At 36.2% G+C, this 17,431-nt stretch carries 17 protein-coding genes; 5 read left to right on the top strand and 12 right to left on the bottom strand.

What is annotated here, in order from left to right:
- Window positions 1-97: 97 nt before the first annotated feature.
- On the bottom strand, window positions 98-904 hold the full coding sequence (gene truA, locus DF185_RS02000) for a tRNA pseudouridine(38-40) synthase TruA (RefSeq protein WP_110359047.1): 807 nt from the start codon (window positions 902-904) through the stop codon (window positions 98-100).
- A gap of 410 nt (window positions 905-1,314) precedes the next feature.
- On the opposite strand from truA, the gene DF185_RS01995 reads away from it, so the two are divergent.
- From DF185_RS01995 to DF185_RS01985, 3 genes are all read left to right on the top strand, one after another.
- Complete coding sequence (locus tag DF185_RS01995) at window positions 1,315-1,500, top strand: hypothetical protein (protein WP_110359046.1); 186 nt, start codon at window positions 1,315-1,317, stop codon at window positions 1,498-1,500.
- A 161-nt stretch (window positions 1,501-1,661) separates the two neighbouring features.
- Window positions 1,662-2,396, top strand: a complete 735-nt coding sequence (locus DF185_RS01990) for a DUF6261 family protein (protein ID WP_110359045.1) — start codon at window positions 1,662-1,664, stop codon at window positions 2,394-2,396.
- A 411-nt stretch (window positions 2,397-2,807) separates the two neighbouring features.
- Window positions 2,808-4,421, top strand: coding sequence for a dipeptidase (locus DF185_RS01985; protein WP_110359044.1), 1,614 nt, complete (start codon window positions 2,808-2,810; stop codon window positions 4,419-4,421).
- Between the two features lie 56 nt (window positions 4,422-4,477).
- On the opposite strand, the gene DF185_RS01980 is transcribed toward DF185_RS01985, so the two are convergent.
- The 9 genes from DF185_RS01980 to DF185_RS01940 form a co-directional block, all read right to left on the bottom strand.
- The gene (locus DF185_RS01980) at window positions 4,478-4,912 is read right to left on the bottom strand and encodes an SRPBCC family protein (RefSeq protein WP_110359043.1); all 435 of its coding nucleotides are present in this window, start codon (window positions 4,910-4,912) and stop codon (window positions 4,478-4,480) included.
- A gap of 45 nt (window positions 4,913-4,957) precedes the next feature.
- Complete coding sequence (locus tag DF185_RS01975; protein ID WP_110359042.1) at window positions 4,958-6,367, bottom strand: B12-binding domain-containing radical SAM protein; 1,410 nt, start codon at window positions 6,365-6,367, stop codon at window positions 4,958-4,960.
- Between the two features lie 60 nt (window positions 6,368-6,427).
- Window positions 6,428-7,156, bottom strand: a complete 729-nt coding sequence (locus DF185_RS01970) for a class I SAM-dependent methyltransferase (protein ID WP_110359041.1) — start codon at window positions 7,154-7,156, stop codon at window positions 6,428-6,430.
- A 65-nt stretch (window positions 7,157-7,221) separates the two neighbouring features.
- Entirely contained in the window at window positions 7,222-8,433 is a 1,212-nt protein-coding gene (gene lhgD, locus DF185_RS01965) for an L-2-hydroxyglutarate dehydrogenase (protein ID WP_110359040.1), read from the bottom strand.
- 50 nt (window positions 8,434-8,483) lie between these two features.
- Window positions 8,484-8,867 (bottom strand): diacylglycerol kinase family protein, encoded by a 384-nt coding sequence (locus DF185_RS01960; RefSeq protein ID WP_110359039.1) that lies wholly within the window; start codon window positions 8,865-8,867, stop codon window positions 8,484-8,486.
- 24 nt (window positions 8,868-8,891) lie between these two features.
- On the bottom strand, window positions 8,892-10,235 hold the full coding sequence (gene creD, locus DF185_RS01955) for a cell envelope integrity protein CreD (RefSeq protein WP_110359038.1): 1,344 nt from the start codon (window positions 10,233-10,235) through the stop codon (window positions 8,892-8,894).
- A gap of 53 nt (window positions 10,236-10,288) precedes the next feature.
- Window positions 10,289-10,579 carry a winged helix-turn-helix domain-containing protein gene (locus DF185_RS01950; protein ID WP_054719939.1) on the bottom strand — a complete coding sequence of 97 codons (291 nt, stop codon included), beginning with the start codon at window positions 10,577-10,579 and terminating at the stop codon, window positions 10,289-10,291.
- Window positions 10,576-11,193, bottom strand: coding sequence for a hypothetical protein (locus tag DF185_RS01945; RefSeq protein ID WP_110359037.1), 618 nt, complete (start codon window positions 11,191-11,193; stop codon window positions 10,576-10,578). The genes DF185_RS01950 and DF185_RS01945 overlap by 4 nt, the downstream gene beginning before the upstream one ends.
- Before the next feature lie 95 nt (window positions 11,194-11,288).
- Complete coding sequence (locus DF185_RS01940; protein ID WP_110359036.1) at window positions 11,289-12,053, bottom strand: SOS response-associated peptidase; 765 nt, start codon at window positions 12,051-12,053, stop codon at window positions 11,289-11,291.
- A 200-nt stretch (window positions 12,054-12,253) separates the two neighbouring features.
- Here DF185_RS01940 and DF185_RS01935 point away from each other — a divergent pair, with 200 nt between their 5' ends.
- Window positions 12,254-13,066 (top strand): FKBP-type peptidyl-prolyl cis-trans isomerase, encoded by an 813-nt coding sequence (locus tag DF185_RS01935; RefSeq protein WP_110359035.1) that lies wholly within the window; start codon window positions 12,254-12,256, stop codon window positions 13,064-13,066.
- A 103-nt stretch (window positions 13,067-13,169) separates the two neighbouring features.
- Here the strand turns inward: DF185_RS01935 and DF185_RS01930 are convergent, their stop codons facing one another.
- The gene (locus tag DF185_RS01930; RefSeq protein WP_110359034.1) at window positions 13,170-13,487 is read right to left on the bottom strand and encodes a hypothetical protein; all 318 of its coding nucleotides are present in this window, start codon (window positions 13,485-13,487) and stop codon (window positions 13,170-13,172) included.
- 293 nt (window positions 13,488-13,780) lie between these two features.
- On the opposite strand from DF185_RS01930, the gene DF185_RS01925 reads away from it, so the two are divergent.
- Window positions 13,781-15,847: an LruC domain-containing protein gene (locus DF185_RS01925; protein WP_110359033.1), complete on the top strand. Its 2,067-nt coding sequence runs from the start codon at window positions 13,781-13,783 to the stop codon at window positions 15,845-15,847.
- A 60-nt stretch (window positions 15,848-15,907) separates the two neighbouring features.
- Here the strand turns inward: DF185_RS01925 and DF185_RS01920 are convergent, their stop codons facing one another.
- A complete protein-coding gene (locus DF185_RS01920) occupies window positions 15,908-17,407 on the bottom strand; it encodes a dihydrolipoyl dehydrogenase family protein (protein ID WP_110359418.1) in 1,500 nt (499 codons plus the stop codon).
- Window positions 17,408-17,431 lie beyond the last annotated feature (24 nt).

The following is a 17,431-nucleotide window of genomic DNA, read 5'->3' as shown; positions in this document are numbered from 1 at the left end:
GGAAGAATTCCTAAATTAAGCTCATTATATATCCAAAAGCTAAATCCAATTTGTTGAAAGCCTTATTCTTTTGGCAATTTACTCTTGAAACTTATAGCTAAACTAGAATCCAATCCTTCAAATCCATCATGATACACTGATTAGCCAGATTCTTCTGTTCTATAAATGGATATTTAATTTCTGATAGGTATAAGCCCTGTGGATATGACAAATTTAATGGGGAAGGGGTGATTTGATGATTCAACTGATGCTTGAATTCTGCTACGCTCATTTTTTCTTGACCCACTTCGAGCAACTGATGGACAATGATTCGAATCATCCCTTTTAAAAAGCGATTGGCAGTAATCTCGAATCGCAAAGAGCCAGAATCAGCGCTTTTATAAATTTGTGCTTTGCTTACCTTACAAAAGGTATGATTGTGTCTATCGGGTGTTTTGCAGAAGGCACGAAAATCTTTTTCGCCAATCAAATATTGGGCAGCCAATTGCATTTTTTTACTGTTCAAATCAAGAGAATAAAGCGAACTGATATCACTCAAATAGGGATTTTTACTGGTGTGAATAAAATAATTGTAAGTACGCTCACTGGCGCTGTGCTGTGCATGATTTTGTGGCTCAACCAACTGAAAATCGAAAACAGAAATGTCGGGCGGAAGCATTCGGTTAATGGCAAACAATAGATTCTCCTCAATTGGATGACTCACATCGATATGAAAGTAATATTGCGATGCATGAACCCCCGCATCGGTTCTGCCACAACCCATGCAGTGTATTTTTTCCTTCAGAAACTTGCTCAACACATCCTCAATGCTTTCCTGCATACTTTTGGCATTAATCTGCTTTTGCCAACCTCTGTAATTACTGCCTTTGTAGGCGATATGAAAAAAATACCTGTATTTCGACATGAATTCTTGTTTGTGCCCAAAGGTAGAAATAATTTGATGGAAAGATGGGAGTGTATTTTAATGCTAGGATAAAAATCATGACCCAGATTGGCTCGATTGTTTACGATTTGGAGCATTAAAATTTTCGCTGTTTTGATATGGATTAAGGGAAATGTTTATCTATCATAGATTTTTAGGATTGTGAATGTGATCGTATTATTAAGTTAGTAAAGTGTGGGGGTTGCAATGCTTATGAGGTGAATTGAAATGAGATAAATCTCTAAATAAATTTTAATACAATTCAGAAAATAAGAGTGATAGCGTATTCTGTTGTGAGTGTCTGTTGAAATTTACAATTGGTTAAGGGTGAGATTGAATAAAGTATATTATTTCTTTGTTAAGTAAAAATATTAATATAAATTTGATAGAGTGTGAAGGGGAAATGGGGAAGTTGGTATTGGAACAATTATCATTTAATGAAAGCAAAATATTTTTTTGAAGCGTTATCATTTAATGAAAGTATGAAAGATGGAACTTTTGCTCTTTCATCGTTTAATGAAAGCATGAAAGGTGGAACTTTTGCTCTTTCATCGTTTAATGAAAGCATGAAAGGTTGAACTTTTGCTCTTTCATCATTTAATGAAAGTATGAAAGGTGGATCTTTTGCTCTTTCATCGTTTAATGAAAGCTTACAAGTTGTTTTCGGAAATAATGGGAGTTGGAAATTCAGAGACTTAAATTTTAATAATCAACATAACTAACACTTAAAACAAAGACTATGAAATTGATTAAAAAAATTAAAACCAACATTCGTAATAACGATGCTAGTGCATTGGTAAGAGTAATTATAGATGCATTTGCACAGAACGACTGGACTACCGACACTTACTTAATAGCTCTGATCGCAAAAATAAGTGAGTATAGTACCTCATTAACAGAGGCTTTAAAACGTTTAATTGCTTACTCGCAACTGGCCGAAAAAGATCGTGTTCGTGATTTGAAAATTCGATCCTTATTTAAATTGGTTGAAGGGTATACTCATATTCCGGTAGCCGAGGTAAAGGAAGCTGCTTTGGTGGTTTATAGAATTTTAGAAAATTACGGTATGGGTATTCAGGATGAGAACAACGATGCAGAAACAGCTGAGGTAAGATCGATGCTTAAAGATTTAGGTAAAGAGGATGTTGTAACGGCAATTGCCAAACTGCAAGGTGTGGGTGAAATTATTTCTGCCTTAACTGCGGCTGAAGATGATTTTGAATCCATTAAACTACAGCAAGCCGAAGGCGAAGGAGCCAAGCAAGATTTGGCAACAGCCAGTAAGCTAAAGAAATTAGCTGTAAAAGAAATAAACGACAATTTGGTAGGTTACATGAATACCATGGCAAAGGCAAAACCAGATACTTACAAGGCAACAGCTCAAACTATTGCTCATTTAATAGATGAAAGCAATGAATTGATAAAACGCCGCCGCACCGAAAGTGAGGCCGAGACGGATGCCGAAGTGATTTAAATTTAGAATAGCGATGCAAAAGCTTCCACATTGAGTGGGGGCTTTTGTTTCATCTGAGGTCAGAATATACCAAAGAAAAATCCCGAACCTGTTCAAAGTTCGGGATTTTCTCTAACCACTATTTACTAACCTAAAATCTAATCTATGAAAAAACATCTCTGTTTTTGTACATTACAAATGTAGGGTAGAAGAATGCTAAATGCATTGAATAAAAGTTAATGAAACTTAAAAGTGATCCTTCTGCATAGAATTTTGGAAAGATTTGAAACAAGTAGGGTGATGCACCATTAAATGCCATACTTGTTTAAAAGCATTATCAATCATTTTGTTGTACAATTGGAAGAATAATGAGAATAAATTACTTTTAGAGCTCAATTTTAAAACTGAGGCATACATTTAAACAACAAACAAATGAAAAAGTTACTATTAGCAGCATTTGCCATGCTTTGCATATTGCCGGCAAGTGTTGTTGCACAAGGAGTTTTAGATCAGGTAAACGATCCGTTTTTTGGAGAGAGTTGTACCAGTATCATGGTGGGTAAAAAGGCATCAACCGATGGATCTGTAATTACAAGTCATACTTGCGATGGACGTTACAGAACCTGGTTAGAGGTTGAGAAAGGACAGAAGTTCAAGAACGATACTACCATGGAAGTTTACAAGGGTAGCCTGAAAACTGAAACTGCTTGGGATCGAAGAAAAATGAATGTTGTAGGTAGCATTCCGCAAGCGAAGGAAACTTACGCATATTTAAATACCGCTTATCCATGTTTGAACGAAAAGCAATTGGCAATTGGTGAAACTACCATTGTTGGTCCTAAAGAATTGGTGAACGAAAAAGGAATGTTCCTAATTGAAGAGTTGGAGCGTATTGCTTTACAGCGTTGTACCACTGCTCGCGATGCGATTACATTAATTGGCAAATTAATCAAAGAGTATGGTTATGGCGATTGGGGTGAGTGTATCACCATTGCTGACAAGCATGAAGTTTGGCAAATGGAAATTTTCGGAGAAGGTCCTGATAATATCGGAGGCGTTTGGGCTGCTCAGCGTATTCCTGATGATCATGTTGGTGTATCGGCAAATATTTCAAGAATTGGTAAAATCGAGAAAAAGAACAAGGATTACTTCATGTTTTCAGACAATGTATTCTCTGTTGCCAAAAATCTTAAAAGATGGGATGGAAAAGAAGAATTCAAGTTCTGGAAAGCTTATGGTAAGGTTGAGAAGCCATTCAAAATTCGCGAATTTATCATTCTAAATGCTTTGGCTCCATCATTAAAATTGGATTTTGAAGCAGATGAATTGCCATTCTCTGTAAAACCAGATCAGAAAGTTTCTGTACGCGACGTAATTGCATTGTATCGCGAAACCTATGAAGGTACTGAGTATGATATGACTCAAAACCTAAAGGTGGTGAAGAAAAAATACAACGATAAGAAAGAGGAGATTGGTGCTGATACCATTATCGCGCCAAATGCTCACCCATGGCCTACGAGAGATCACAGAAACTTGCGCAATTACCTTAAAGAGGGAACCATCGAGTATCAGAGAACAGTTGCTGTTGCATGGTGTTCTTATTCTCATATCATTCAGTTGAGAGATTGGTTGCCTGATGAAATTGGTGGTAGAGCTTGGTTCTCTTTCGATAACCCAGGACAAAGTCCTCGTGTTCCAATTTATTCTGGAACTACAAAGCTTCCTGAGAGTTTTAACTTCTGTGGACAAAAACGTTACAGAGAAGATGCTGCAATTTGGCAATACAGAAAGGCTAACAAATTGGCTACTTTGCAATGGCAAAAAACCAGAAAAGGCATGATGGAAGAAGTGGCTTACTTTGAAGACAAAGGTTTTAGCGATGCTGAGTATTTTGAAGCTAAAATCAAGAAGTTGTTAGAAGAAGGCAAGAAAGAAGAAGCAACCACACTTCTAAATAAATTCACCAAAGACTTTACTGGTGCTACAATGCTACGCTGGAAAGAATTGGAGAATGAATATTGGGGAAGATTTGGTTTAGGATTCTAAGCAAATAAAAGAATAAAAAGAAGCCATTTACTATTATCGGTAAATGGCTTTTTTTATTACTGTTCTTCTGCAAACTCCTTAAACATTTGCAGGTATTTTTCGGTTTGCTTTTTAAACGCACCAGGCATTATCCATCCAAAAGCTTTCATTAATCCTTTTAGTTGGAATTCCTGTTCGGTTATGTATTTTGTTTTGTGATCGCCTAAGGGCTGAAAACTGGTTTTTGCCAAATTGTAAACCCCTCTTGCTTCATAGCTTGCAATAAACTCTTCAGGCAGATTTAAAGAGATTACGGTCTCAAACATTTCCATCTCTCTTTTTCCTTGTTTGAAAATCATTTTTGAAGTAGAACCCTTTGCTCCAGGTTCTCCCGTCAAGTGCTCGATACTCTGCAAACCTTCCATCCATTTAAAAAGGTTATCCTCACTATTAAATAATTTCACGACTTCATCAATAGGCTTGTTAATTTCTATTTCAATGGTATACTTCATTTCAAATCGGGTTTAAAGTTTATGGAATATAGAATATACGAAAAATCATTGAAATGATTTGTAGAGATTTTTTTCAGAAATATTTCCTTTGGCCTTATCAACTTCGCAAAGCAATAATTCCAATAGTGGCAGCATGCGCTTTAAACCTCCCGTATTGATGATGAAATTCCATAGTGGTTCAAATTTTTTCCATCCACCGGTATAGAACAAATGTTTTAATTGGTGGGTAAGATGATCGTGAGCAAATGAGGATTTAAATATGTTCTGCCAGGAATAAAATTCCTTGTAGGCCCATTGATATCCATCTTCCAGTTCTTTTGGGCTTAATTTTTTACTTTCATACACCGCGTGCCTTGTATCGTATAAATCCCAATTCTTGGTAAGAATGCGATTTTGCTTCTCTAAATCCTGATAGAGTTTCGTACCAGGATAGGGTGTTAAGATGTGATAGGTTGCTGTGGTAATTGAATGGTTTACTCCCCAATCAACAGTTCGCTTAAATACATCTTGATCATCGTGGTCCAGACCAAAAACAAAACTACCGTTGATCATGATTCCTAAATCGTGCAGTCTTTTAACAGCCAGTTCGTAGCTTTGTTTTAGATTCTGATTTTTATTGCTTTGGCGCAAATTCTCTTCCGAAAAGGTTTCGAATCCTACAAATACACTTCTTAATCCTGCTTCGGCGGCTAATTCCAATAAATTGCCTTTAAGAATGGATTCAACGGTAGCAGCTCCCTGAAATACCCTGTTCATTCCTTTCATCTCACGAAATAGAGTAGCAGCCAACTTTGGATCGCCCAGCAGGTGATCATCCAAAAAATAGAGATGTTTTCCTTGAAGTCGATCGATTTCGGCAAGAATTTCATCTACTCTTTGGGTGTAAAATGATTTCCCACCTCTAAAAAAGGCATCTTTATAACAGAAACTACAATGATGAGGACAGCCTCTGGATATGGATAGAGAGTTGGGAACCAAATATTTTTCTCGCTTGATCAAATCTCTCCTGATTACTGGTTGGTTTTCAATGGTTCTTCTATGTTTTGCATGATAGAATTTTTTAGTCCTTTTCATTTTAAAATCTTGCAGGAATTCAGGAAAAGATTGTTCTGCAGGTCCCAGAATCACAGTGTCTGCATGTTGGATTGCTTCATTTGGCAGTGAAGTAACATGAAGACCTCCCAAAACTACAAATGTGCCACGTTTTCTGTAATGATCGGCAATCTTATAAGCACGTTTAGTATTGGTAATATACACTTGAATCAGGACCAAATCGGGATTGTCATCGATGTGTAATTTCTCCACATGTTGATCTATGAGTTCAATTTCATCCTCTGCAGAAAGGTAAGATGCTAAGCTTGCTAAACCAAGAGGAGGGAATAAGGAGTATTTAATTGGACGCCAAAATGGGCTCTTTGCCTCGGTGAGTGAAGGCAATACGAGTTTAACTTTCATTTCTGTAAGGATATGAAGGATTAAAAAAATAACGATATGTGAACTCAGATACTTAGTGTATTAGCTTGCCTCAACAATTAATGGCATGCTGTTTTCTGTGAGATTTTCACGTTTAAAATTTCCAAAAAAAGAAATATTTGAAAAGCCTGCTTTATGCAGAAGTTCTTCAATTTTTGCTTTTCTAAGCGCCAATAAAGCAATGCAGTTTTGAATGCTGTGATTACTTTCTTTAATGCTTAGTATGGTTTCAAAATCAACTTTCCCCAATGAAGAATGATACTTGTAGTTTCGTTCAAACTTTATGACCTCATTTTCAATTGTGGGCAAGTGATCAATCTTCTGATCGATGATTCGATCGTAATTGATGATTTGAAAAAGAAGTTTTCCATCTTTCTTTAAAACCGCTTTTGCAGTACGAAAGAATTGTAAAACTTCTTCATCTGAATTTAAGTGCACCAATGTGTTTCCAAAGCAGGCAATAATATCAAATGAATTTGATCCGAAAGCGGTATCAAGTTCCAGCATATTCTGCAAATGGAATTCAAGGTTTTTGAGACTCTTTCCTTTGATGATTGCCTTGTCAATCATTCCTTTATCCAGATCTATACCTGTGACCTTTTGATAAGATTCGACAAGCTCCAATGATAAATCACCAATGGCACAGCCAATATCTAAAACGGAAAGTTGGTCTTTAGCTTGTTGGTGGCTTTTACCAATAAAATCAAGTTGCATTTTATTCAATGGAAATATGTATTGGTAATATTTTGAGATGCTCTGGTAGAAGTCCATGATATGATATTCAATTTAAATGTGAAAATTAGAAATATTTGTGAATTCTATTGTCCTGTTTTTATTTAATCGATATTTTTTTGCAATTTTTCCGATACGAGATATTTTGCGAAAGCAAAACTACAAGTAAAAGCAGGTGATACAGCATTGAGAATATGTAGAGAATTTGAATCTCCTTCTACAATAAAATCCATTTCAAGCTTTAATGTTTTTGTATTGAGCAATTGAGCTCTGATTCCTGGTTTTGTCCATGTGTCAAATGACTCAGGATTACAATTGTGAGATAAATGCTTGGCTAGTTGCACGAAGTACCTTCGGTTGTATTTTTTGATTTCAGAAATGGCCAGACGTCTAAAATTAAATGAGTTGAAAAGAAATAATTTTGATTCATAATAGATGATTTGCATAAATTCCTGAAGGTTAAATCTTGACAATCCGTTGTAATTTTCTCTCCAAAATGCAGGCGTTGAAGTTGGTCCTAATTTTAGCTCATTGTTTACCGTTAATGTGTAATGAACACCTAAAAATGGATTTAAAAGATTTGGAACAGGATAGATATGTGTTTTTATTTGGTGTTTCTTATTTCTATACACCAGATAATTGCCTCTAAACGGTATAATAATACGGTTCTTTGCAAATCCAAATTGTTTGGCAATCTTATCAGCATACAAACCTGCTGCGTTAAATAAAAACTTACAGGAATACTGCTTTTTGTTAGTGTAAATTATATTGTTTTTCATACTCCAAAACTGGGTTGAAAAATCTAGTTCAACACCTTTATCTATTAATATGTCTTTAAGTCTTGAACAAACCAATTTGGGATCAACACTTGCTGTTGTAGGAGAGTAAAGTGCCTTTTGGTAACTTTTTGCATTGGGATCAATTTCTTTTAATCTATCCAAATCAATCAACTCAAGATCAACACCATTTTTCTTTCCTCGTTTTTCTAACTCATATAAACCTTGTAATTCCTCTTCATTGATAGCCACTACTACTTTACCACAATTGTTTACTGGAATATTGTTTTCCATACAAAAGGATTTCATAAACTGATTTCCCTGCACACAGAATTTGGCTTTTAGCGAATCCGAAGAATAATAAAAGCCAGCATGTAAAACTCCACTATTCAACCCACTTGCGTGTTTGGCTACATCTTCTTCCTTTTCCAGAATTGCAATAGTGGGTTGTGGATGTTTTGACATCAACTCCTTGGCCAATGTTAAACCAATAATGCCTGCACCTATAATAATGTAATCGAAGTGATAAACTTTACTCATAACAACTGTGATATTATATAAGCTAAATAAAAGTTACGAAAATTTACAATTTAAGAGAGTGTGCAAATCAGTCTGGGTAAATAAACAATTAATCCTATCATGAATGCAGTAATTGTACTAATTAATACTGCTACTGCAGAAATATCTTTTATTTTTTTGATCTGCTTGAGATGATTGGGTTGAACAAAGTCACATAGATTCTCGATTGCAGTATTGAATAGTTCAGCTACAACAACAAATCCGATTGAGAAAAGAACAGCTACAATTTCCATTTTCTTCAGCTTCAAAATAGCAGACAGTACATAGATGATAATGCCAATGCCCAAATGAATTTTAGCATTGTCTTCTTCTTTAACTGTAATTTTTAAACCTCGTAGGGCATGTTTGAAACTATTCAATCGAGCCTTTATGGAAAAATTGCTTTTTTTATTCATTTCTCAATCGGATTTTATTTTGAATTATTCAGCACTCACATGTAGTTTGTACCAATTGATATTTCGAGTAAAGAACATGGTGATGGCAAGAATAACAGTTAAGCCTATACTACCCATTAATAAAGCATAATCAGCAAGTTGAAGTGTTACAAAAAGGAATGTGTATATTCCAAGAATTGTTGACGAAAGAATAGCTGTAAATTTTAAGGAGTTAAAAACACTTGTCGAGTAAAGAGAGATGAGTAAGGAACTAACTCCTGCAGAAATAAGGTATGCGATATTAAAATTGGTATGTTCCGAAATGGATATCAGCAGAACATAGAAAAGACAAAGTGCTAAACCTACCAATGTATACTGAAATGGATGAATTTTTTTTCCGTTGAGTATCTCTACCAGGAAGAATACCAGGAAGATTAAAGAGATGGTCATTGCAGCATACTTAGCCGATCGCGTGGCTTTTTGGTAATCATCCAAAGGCATAATTAGATCTACGCCAAAACTAGAATCCTGCATTCTATCTGCCATATTTCTATCTACCCAGGATTGTGGATAGTTGCGGTTAAGCAATAAGGCTTTCCATTTGGCTGTAAATCCCTTATCGCTAACTTCACGGGTTTTAGGAATAAAGTTCCCATTAAAACTAGGAGAGGACCATGGAGATTGTAACTCCACTTGTGTACTTCCACCTACAGGAATAAATGAGAGGTTTTGACTTCCCTGTAGATTTAAGTCAAAAGAAAAGTTAACCATTTTGGTGAAATTTTCTGCCAAATTTGGCACATCAAGACTAACGCCAGAAGGTATCATATTGGGTAATCGTGATCCTGGTTGTACGGATATTTTATTTTTACCCCATTGGAACTGAATTTGATCCTCTATTCCTCTTAGGTCAGAAATTCCGATGCTCATGAACGCCTTGTCGAATTGGATCTCCTTTAACCCGCTTTGATCAATTTTAGCATTTAAATCAAACAGTCCGGAAACCTTTAGCTTACTGCTGTATACAACAACCTCGTAGATACCACGTTTTAAAGTTTTGGGTTCGATATTTCCATAAACATTTAATTGATCTGGTAAAATGTGTAGGTGTTTGGTTTTTTGAATGGTTTCATTTTCATTGTTGAGATATTCGTATACCAAAGGAATAGTCAATATCGGACCATTTAATTGCTGTTCATTGGCCCATTTGGAGCTTACTTCGCGCAGTACTGATCTGTTTTGGCTTTCTCTTTCGTGAATGATGGATTTGATCATACTTGCAGGAATGAGAAGCAAAAGCATAAGAATGGTAATAGTGGAAAGTTTTAATCCAACGGATTGTTTTAACCAGTGGCCAAATTTTTCGAATGAAGATTGTTCTGTGTTCATATCTCGTGTTTTTTAAAAGTACTTTGAAATACAAAGTAGGGTGGTAAAAAAAATTATTTCAATAGTTGTTCGATGGCTTTTATGTGTTTTAAGAATGCTGCTTTTCCTTCATTTGTAGCACTATACTTGGTGTTTGGCTTGCGATCTAAGAATTCTTTTTGAACGCGAATGTACTCGGTCTTTTCCAAAGACTTTAGGTGGCTAGCCAAATTACCGTCAGTTACGCCTAAAAGGTTTTTCAAGGCATTAAAATCCAAGTAATCGTTTACCACCAAAGCCGACATGATTCCAAGTCGAATTCGGTTCTCAAAAGCTTTATTTAAATCTTTTAAAATATCTTTCACGACTTGTATTTTACTTCCATAATAATACCATACACAATGTGTAGGACTCCAAATCCAATGCACCAAAATATCAAGCCATACCCAATAAAGTAAGTAGCAATTAATCCTAAAATGATCTCTAGAATCCCTAGACTTCGAACTTCTGTTAGGGTATATTTACTTGCATTTACCAATGCCAAGCCATAAAAAATCAAGGTAAGGGGGGCAATTAAGCCTATGTAACCTTTAAGCAATATCAACAGACAAAATACTCCACCGCTTAGAAGAGGGATGAGTAAGTTAATTAGCAGTCTTTTGGTTTGAGAATCCCATATGTTTTGCTTGGCCTTTTTGGTTTTTAGGCGAGTAAAGAAAATTCCAAAGCCAACAGCGAGTAACAAGGTGATAAAACCAATGCCCAGCAATTGAATAAGTTGTTCCCAACTTAATAGAGCGCGATCAAAATTTTGGTATCCAGTTTCAGAATAGATGTTGATCCATGCAAAATAGGCACCCACCAATGCAATAATTCCTGCCGAAATTCCCGATAATCCGCTCAATGAAATAAATTTAGATGATTTGTTCATCATCTCTTTAATTTCATTTAAATCATCAATGTATTTTTGTTGGTTCATAAAAAGTACTTTGAAATTCAAAGTAAAAGTATGTAATTTTTTTTATTCTCCAAAAATAATATTCCATATGCATTAAATTTTGTGATTTGGGGTATTCAAAAAAGACTGTTAAAGTCGTTGTAATGAAATTCTTCACTTGCTTTTGGTGAATTTTCAACAGAGTGTTTGCCTCTCAAAGGACGAACTGTATGTGCTATTAAATTTACTTGCGAGGGTTTTATTATGGATTTAATTTCATCCATACCCTTTGAATTAGGGAAGGCATTAATCCAACTCTCCGAATTATCATTGGTGAGTATCAAAGGCATTCTTGCTTCTTTAAGTTTAGGATTGTTATGAATTTCTGTCATCAATGGATTGGCTTTTACCGTTACAATGGTAAAAGTTTTCAGAATTTCACCAGTTTGCCTGTTTGTCCAATTGCTCCAAAGTCCTGCAAGAGTTATTGGTTCACCATTTTTATTTTTGATGAAAAAGGGGAATATTTTACCATTCCTGTGATGATGTTCATAGAAGCCATCTACACAAATCAAACAACGATGATACTGTGCCGATTTTCGAAATGAAGGTTTTTCAAATATGCTTTCGCCCCTGGCATTAACGGTTTTTCTTCTTAAATCATCGGCTTGATTTTTGCTCTTAACCCAATCAGGAATCAAGCCCCACGATGCTACAGTTGGTAAATTTGGAGTTTCGTTTGTATAAATGAGCAAATTGGGGTGAGTAAAACCAGATACGTGATGCCAGTTGGTAAGGTATGGTTCCAGTTCCGTTTCCAATTCACGAATGACTTCAACTTGGTTTAGCCTGCGGGCTCTTTTTAATTGAGTCTCCAATTTTGCTTGTATATCATAACACATGCTTTGCTCATTTGATTCATTACAATTTAAGGAATTTAAATAAGATTGGTCTGGTATTGGAAATAAATGGTATTTGATATGTTTAATAATCGGATCTTAAAAAGCTTTTGGATGAAATTCCATAAGTTATTTTCATTCCACTACTTTATTATTTCTTACATTTGGAATTCTGATTACAGATACCAGATAATAACGAGACTATGAGAACGATTTATTCCATTTTATTTGCAGCACTGCTCATGATGAGTGCCTGTAACAATCAAAAATCAACCAGTAAAGAAATTGCTTTGGTTGATACCATTCAAACAAGTAGTGGTTTAAAGTATTTCTATCTTAAAAAAGGAGAGGGGCGAAAGGTTGAAACCGGATGTAAGGTAGGTGCTTATTTAAGCCTTCAGGTTGATGGCAAGGTGGTTTGGAATACCAATGAGTTGCCGGATTCATTATTTACCTATACAGCTGATTATTCTCGTTTGATTAAAGGTTTTACAGAAATTAGCATGCTGCTTCGCCAAGGCGATGAGGTGGTTGCGATTCTTCCAGATTCATTGGCCTATGGTTCCAAGGGAGCAGGAGATGTGATTCCTCCCAATGCCACTTTGGTTTACGATCAGTTTAAAGTGATAAAGGTAGAAGCTCCTAAAAAGTTTCTGTCGGATTTATTGTATGCCGATATGAAAGAGAAATCGCTTGAAGATGCCATTGCAACTTACCAAAGAGTAGTTGAAGGTGAGGAGGCAAAGCAATATCATACCGATAGCGAGCAAGTAAACAGAGTTTGGGAAATGCTTACCAAAGAGAACCTGCACGAGAAGGCAGCCAATTACGCAGCGAAAATAGGTGAATTAACAAAGGATGACAGACTAAAGTACAGGAATGTATTGTCTTTGGAGAGTATGGAAAAATACCTTACTGCCAAAGATCAATTGGAAATTCTTTTGAAAAGTGATCCTGAAAATAAAATGATGCAGGAAAAAATGATTGAACTGTGTAAGAAACATAGCGATCAATAAGCAGAAAAAAGACATTTATGGCGGGCTCAACCTTTTGGTTGGGCTTTTTTTGTAGTCTGGATTGAACAAGTTGTTCGTTTTGTTGCAATATATATCAGAGGCACTAACTATGTCTTTCCAATTCCATATCACCAAACACTTTAGAGGAGACAAACAAATGGCTGTCTTCCGATTCTAAACAGAATTCACTGGTGAACAAATTGCTTTGGAATTGTAAGGCGTGACAGTCTTCTTGCTGTTCTTTGCTCAAGTACAATTTTACGAATTTATGAGAGTCGGTTTTGCCGGCTTTTTCGCCTGATATGAATTTAATGTTTATGGATTGATCGGGTTCCGTCCAAAAGAACGAACACACCTCTTGAGATTCCACATTGCGCCATTCCCCATTGGTGATTAGCTTTATTAGTTCTATGTAGTTCATCTGGTTGTTTTATTGATTATTGACCAATTATACTATTTAAATATTAAAATGCTCTTGTATAATGCCGATACATATTCAATGGGACTTTTGAAGTGAAGCGCACTAAAGGCGCTCCCGATAATTATCGGGATTGAATAGTAATCGGTATTATAAGTTACAAAAATCAGTGCATAAGGTCAATTCTCTATTTTCGAATCAATCTTTTTCCATAATGGAACATTTTGTTCAAACAAATTTTGGATACTTACGTAAGTATGATTTTACGGATTTAAATTGACTATAAAATAATTGCTATGAAGAAATTTACATGGAGCATTTTATTGCTCGTGATTTTTTTAGGATTGTTTTCCTGTACAGATTCGAATGTTTCCGATGAGCCCCAACCAGAACCGGAACCAGATAATACACTATTAGGGCAATTGAATATTCCCGATCAATTCGATTTTAATACTACCGGAGAGATAAAACTAGAGATAAGCGATTCAGATGAAGGAGCTTATTATTACATCTACTCATATGAGGATGTAATTAGTTGGCAAGAGATTGAATATACCGATGATGAAGGAAACACCGTTTCCGAAGAAGTTCCTATTGCCGATCATTATAATACCATCGAATTGGGAGTGGTTCGTGTATCGGGAGGTAAAGCGAATGTCTCTTTATCCGTTCCAACCAATGTAAAGAAATTACTACTAAAGAAATATTACAATGGTGCATTTGCCAGTGCTTTCTCAAATGATATTACCGAAGAGCGTCCTTTAAATTTGACCTTTAACGGAAGTAATTTAAAAACGAAGTCGAAGCCAAAAGTCTCATCGAAAAATGCTGCACTGGCAAGCGATATTCTTTGGTGTGTGAATGGTAGCGGACAACTTTTTACGGTTAACCCTGAAGATATGACCACGGTTCGTAAGCGTGATTTGGCTGAAGGTACATGGACTGTTGCTATGGATTTTCACAACCATCAGTTTTATACCATTGGTCGCAATAAGCCTTACAAGTTGTATCGTTACGATGTAGATGTTGAGAATGATTATGCCGTATCAGAACCAACCATTATCAATGACAATTTGGGTTTTGGTGGACCACGATTGGAATATGCCAACGACGAAGGCTTCCTGTATTTTTCAAATAAAGACTACATCTACAAGCTAAATCCTGCTGATGGAAGTGTATTGGAAACATTTAATATCGATAATGGATTAAATAACACAGGTGGAGGAGATATTGCAAAAGGAAAAGATGGAAGCTGGTACATGTCAACCTTTGGTGGTTTGTATGCCTTAACCTTTAACGAGGGATCGAACGAAGTGAATGCAGTGCGTAAAAGTGCCGATAACTTGCCTTTTACTCCAACTTCTTTATGTATAGATACCAAGCAAACTCCTGATATTTGGGTTGCCGATAATTTTACACCTTCAAGTTTGTATGTAATGGATACGCAAACCGGTGGGTACGATACTCGTGATCCGGATAACGAACTGGGGATTAACGATCTTACAAAAACACCTTTGGAATATGAGAATGTTGGAGATTCAGACAATGATGGCTGTCCTGATGACATCGATGAGTTTCCAAATGACCCTGAGGTGTGTCTAAAAACGGTTACACCAACAAAATATGGATGGGGGAGTCTTGCTTTTGAAGATTTGTGGCCTTATAAGGGAGATTATGACTTTAACGATTTGGTGGTAAACTACAGGTATACCATGATGATTAATCTGGATAACAAAGCAGTTCGAATGGAGGCTAAATTCTGGGTGAAACATGTTAAAGGAGCTTCGTTTAATAATGGTTTTGGTATTCAGTTCGACAATTTATTGCCAGGTCAGATTGAAAGTGTTACAGGTACTGATATTAGATCAAATTACATAGATGTGCAGGCCAATGGTTTGGAGGCAAACCAGGAAAAAGCAGTAGTGATTGCATTTGATCAGTCGCAGAATTATAGAGATGAAACCAGTGAGCCTGATCCTGATTACAATGAGCTAACGATTAATATACGATTCACAGAACCATTGGATTTGGATGAAATTGGAACAAGTCCTTTTAATCCTTTCCTGATTGTGAATGGAAATCGTTCAAAAGAAATTCATTTGCCAAATCATAGCAGAACATCATTGGGAGAGGGTGATACCAGTCAAAGTGTGACCAATCTGGATACAGATGGAGATTATCGATCACCAAAAGGATTACCTTGGGCCATTGCTATTGCTCACGAATTTAAGTACACAAAAGAGAAGGTAGAGATAATTGAAGGCTATAATCACTTTGCCAAATGGGCAGAAAGTGGAGGAGAGTTGTATCCCGATTGGTATAAGGATAATGCAGGATACAGAAATACGGATAAAATTGAATGATGATCATTAATTTATAAAAGCAAACACCCCAAATACAATCATATATTTGGGGTGTTGTTGTTATGCTTCTTTTACCTTTTCGGGTTTCCAGCTTTTTAACTTTATCAAATCCGGAAACGCTTTGGGTTTGTATATCGATTTTTCCTCGAAAACCCTTAAACATTCTTGCACTCCTTCACTAATACTTGGGTGAGGATGAACATTTTGTCGGATGTCTTTTAGGGTTCCTTTTTGAGTGATTTGGTAGGCTATGGATGTAATTAATGTTGAGGCCTGTGGACCAGCTGCTCTCATTCCTAGAATTCGATCTTTACCGTCATCACTTACTATGATTTTAATAAAACCATCAATAGCTCGCATTGCAACAGCACGGTTTACCAAGGAATTCGAGTAAGTAGCAACCTTATAAGGGATGCCTCTTTTCTGACAAGCTTTCTCGTTTAATCCAACTGCAGCTACTTCTGGTTTAAAGAACATTAGCGTTGACATGTTCGAATAGTCAAGCGGATACTCCAGGTTTCCATACAAAGCTTCTACGATATATCTTCCTTGTAGTTCTCCAACAGAATAGAGCTGTGCGTGACCAGAAACATCACCGGCAGCGAAAACATTACATGCCTTAAAGTCGTCGGTTGCACAAACTTCATTGATATTCAAATAACCTCGATCGGTTCTTTCAATACCTACATTTTCAAGACCGATATTGTCTAGATTTGGAATTCTACCAATGGCTACCAGCGCAACATCCACCTCAATTACTTTCGAATGTCCATCCTGGTAATCAAGCACCACTTCCAGAAAATCCGGTCGCTTTCTAATGCACCTCAAATTGGCTGTATGGTGGATAATTACACCATTATTTTCAAGATTTTTCGACACAAAGCTACTTAAATCATCATCTTCGTATGGAATTACCTTGTGTTGTCTATCTAATAAATGTACTTCGGTTTGATTGTAGTTGGAGAATATGGTAGCGAACTCACAACCAATAATCCCCGAACCTAAAATGATCATCCTTTCAGGAAATTCTTTCAGGTTCATAATTCCTTCCGAATCAATGATTCTTTCCTGATCAATTTCTACATCAGGCATTGGGCGAGGTCTTGATCCGGTTGCAATAATAAAGTTATCGCCATGAACAAGCTCTGTATTCTTTTCGGATTTAACTTCTATTGTATGGGAATCGATAAATTTTCCCCAACCATGCTTTAATGTGATGTTTCCAAATTTTTCAGTTGGCTCTGCATAGGTTTCAATTTGGGAAAGCATTTGCAATTGCTTTTGTTTTGCAGCTTGCATAATGGTTTTTTGTACTTGCTTGTAATCCACATTCAAACCCGATGCGCGGTACCCTCTCATTACAGATGAGGCAATGGAATAGTCTCTGGAAAGTTCCCACATGGCTTTTGAGGTAAGAGCTCCATTCATAATTCCGGCTCCACCAAGATGTTGTGCCTCGACAAGACAAACCGATTTGCCAAAATCAATTGCACGCATTGCTGCCGAGAAGCCTGCAGGACCACTTCCCAATACAACAAGGTCGTATTTTTCTATACTCATAAAATGCTGTTGTTTATTGTTTTT

The sequence above is a fragment of the Marinifilum breve genome, assembly GCF_003202155.1.
GTDB lineage: Bacteria > Bacteroidota > Bacteroidia > Bacteroidales > Marinifilaceae > Marinifilum > Marinifilum breve.
The sequence above is the reverse complement of the archived record's forward strand: the minus strand, read 5'-3'. Positions and strand labels throughout refer to the sequence as shown.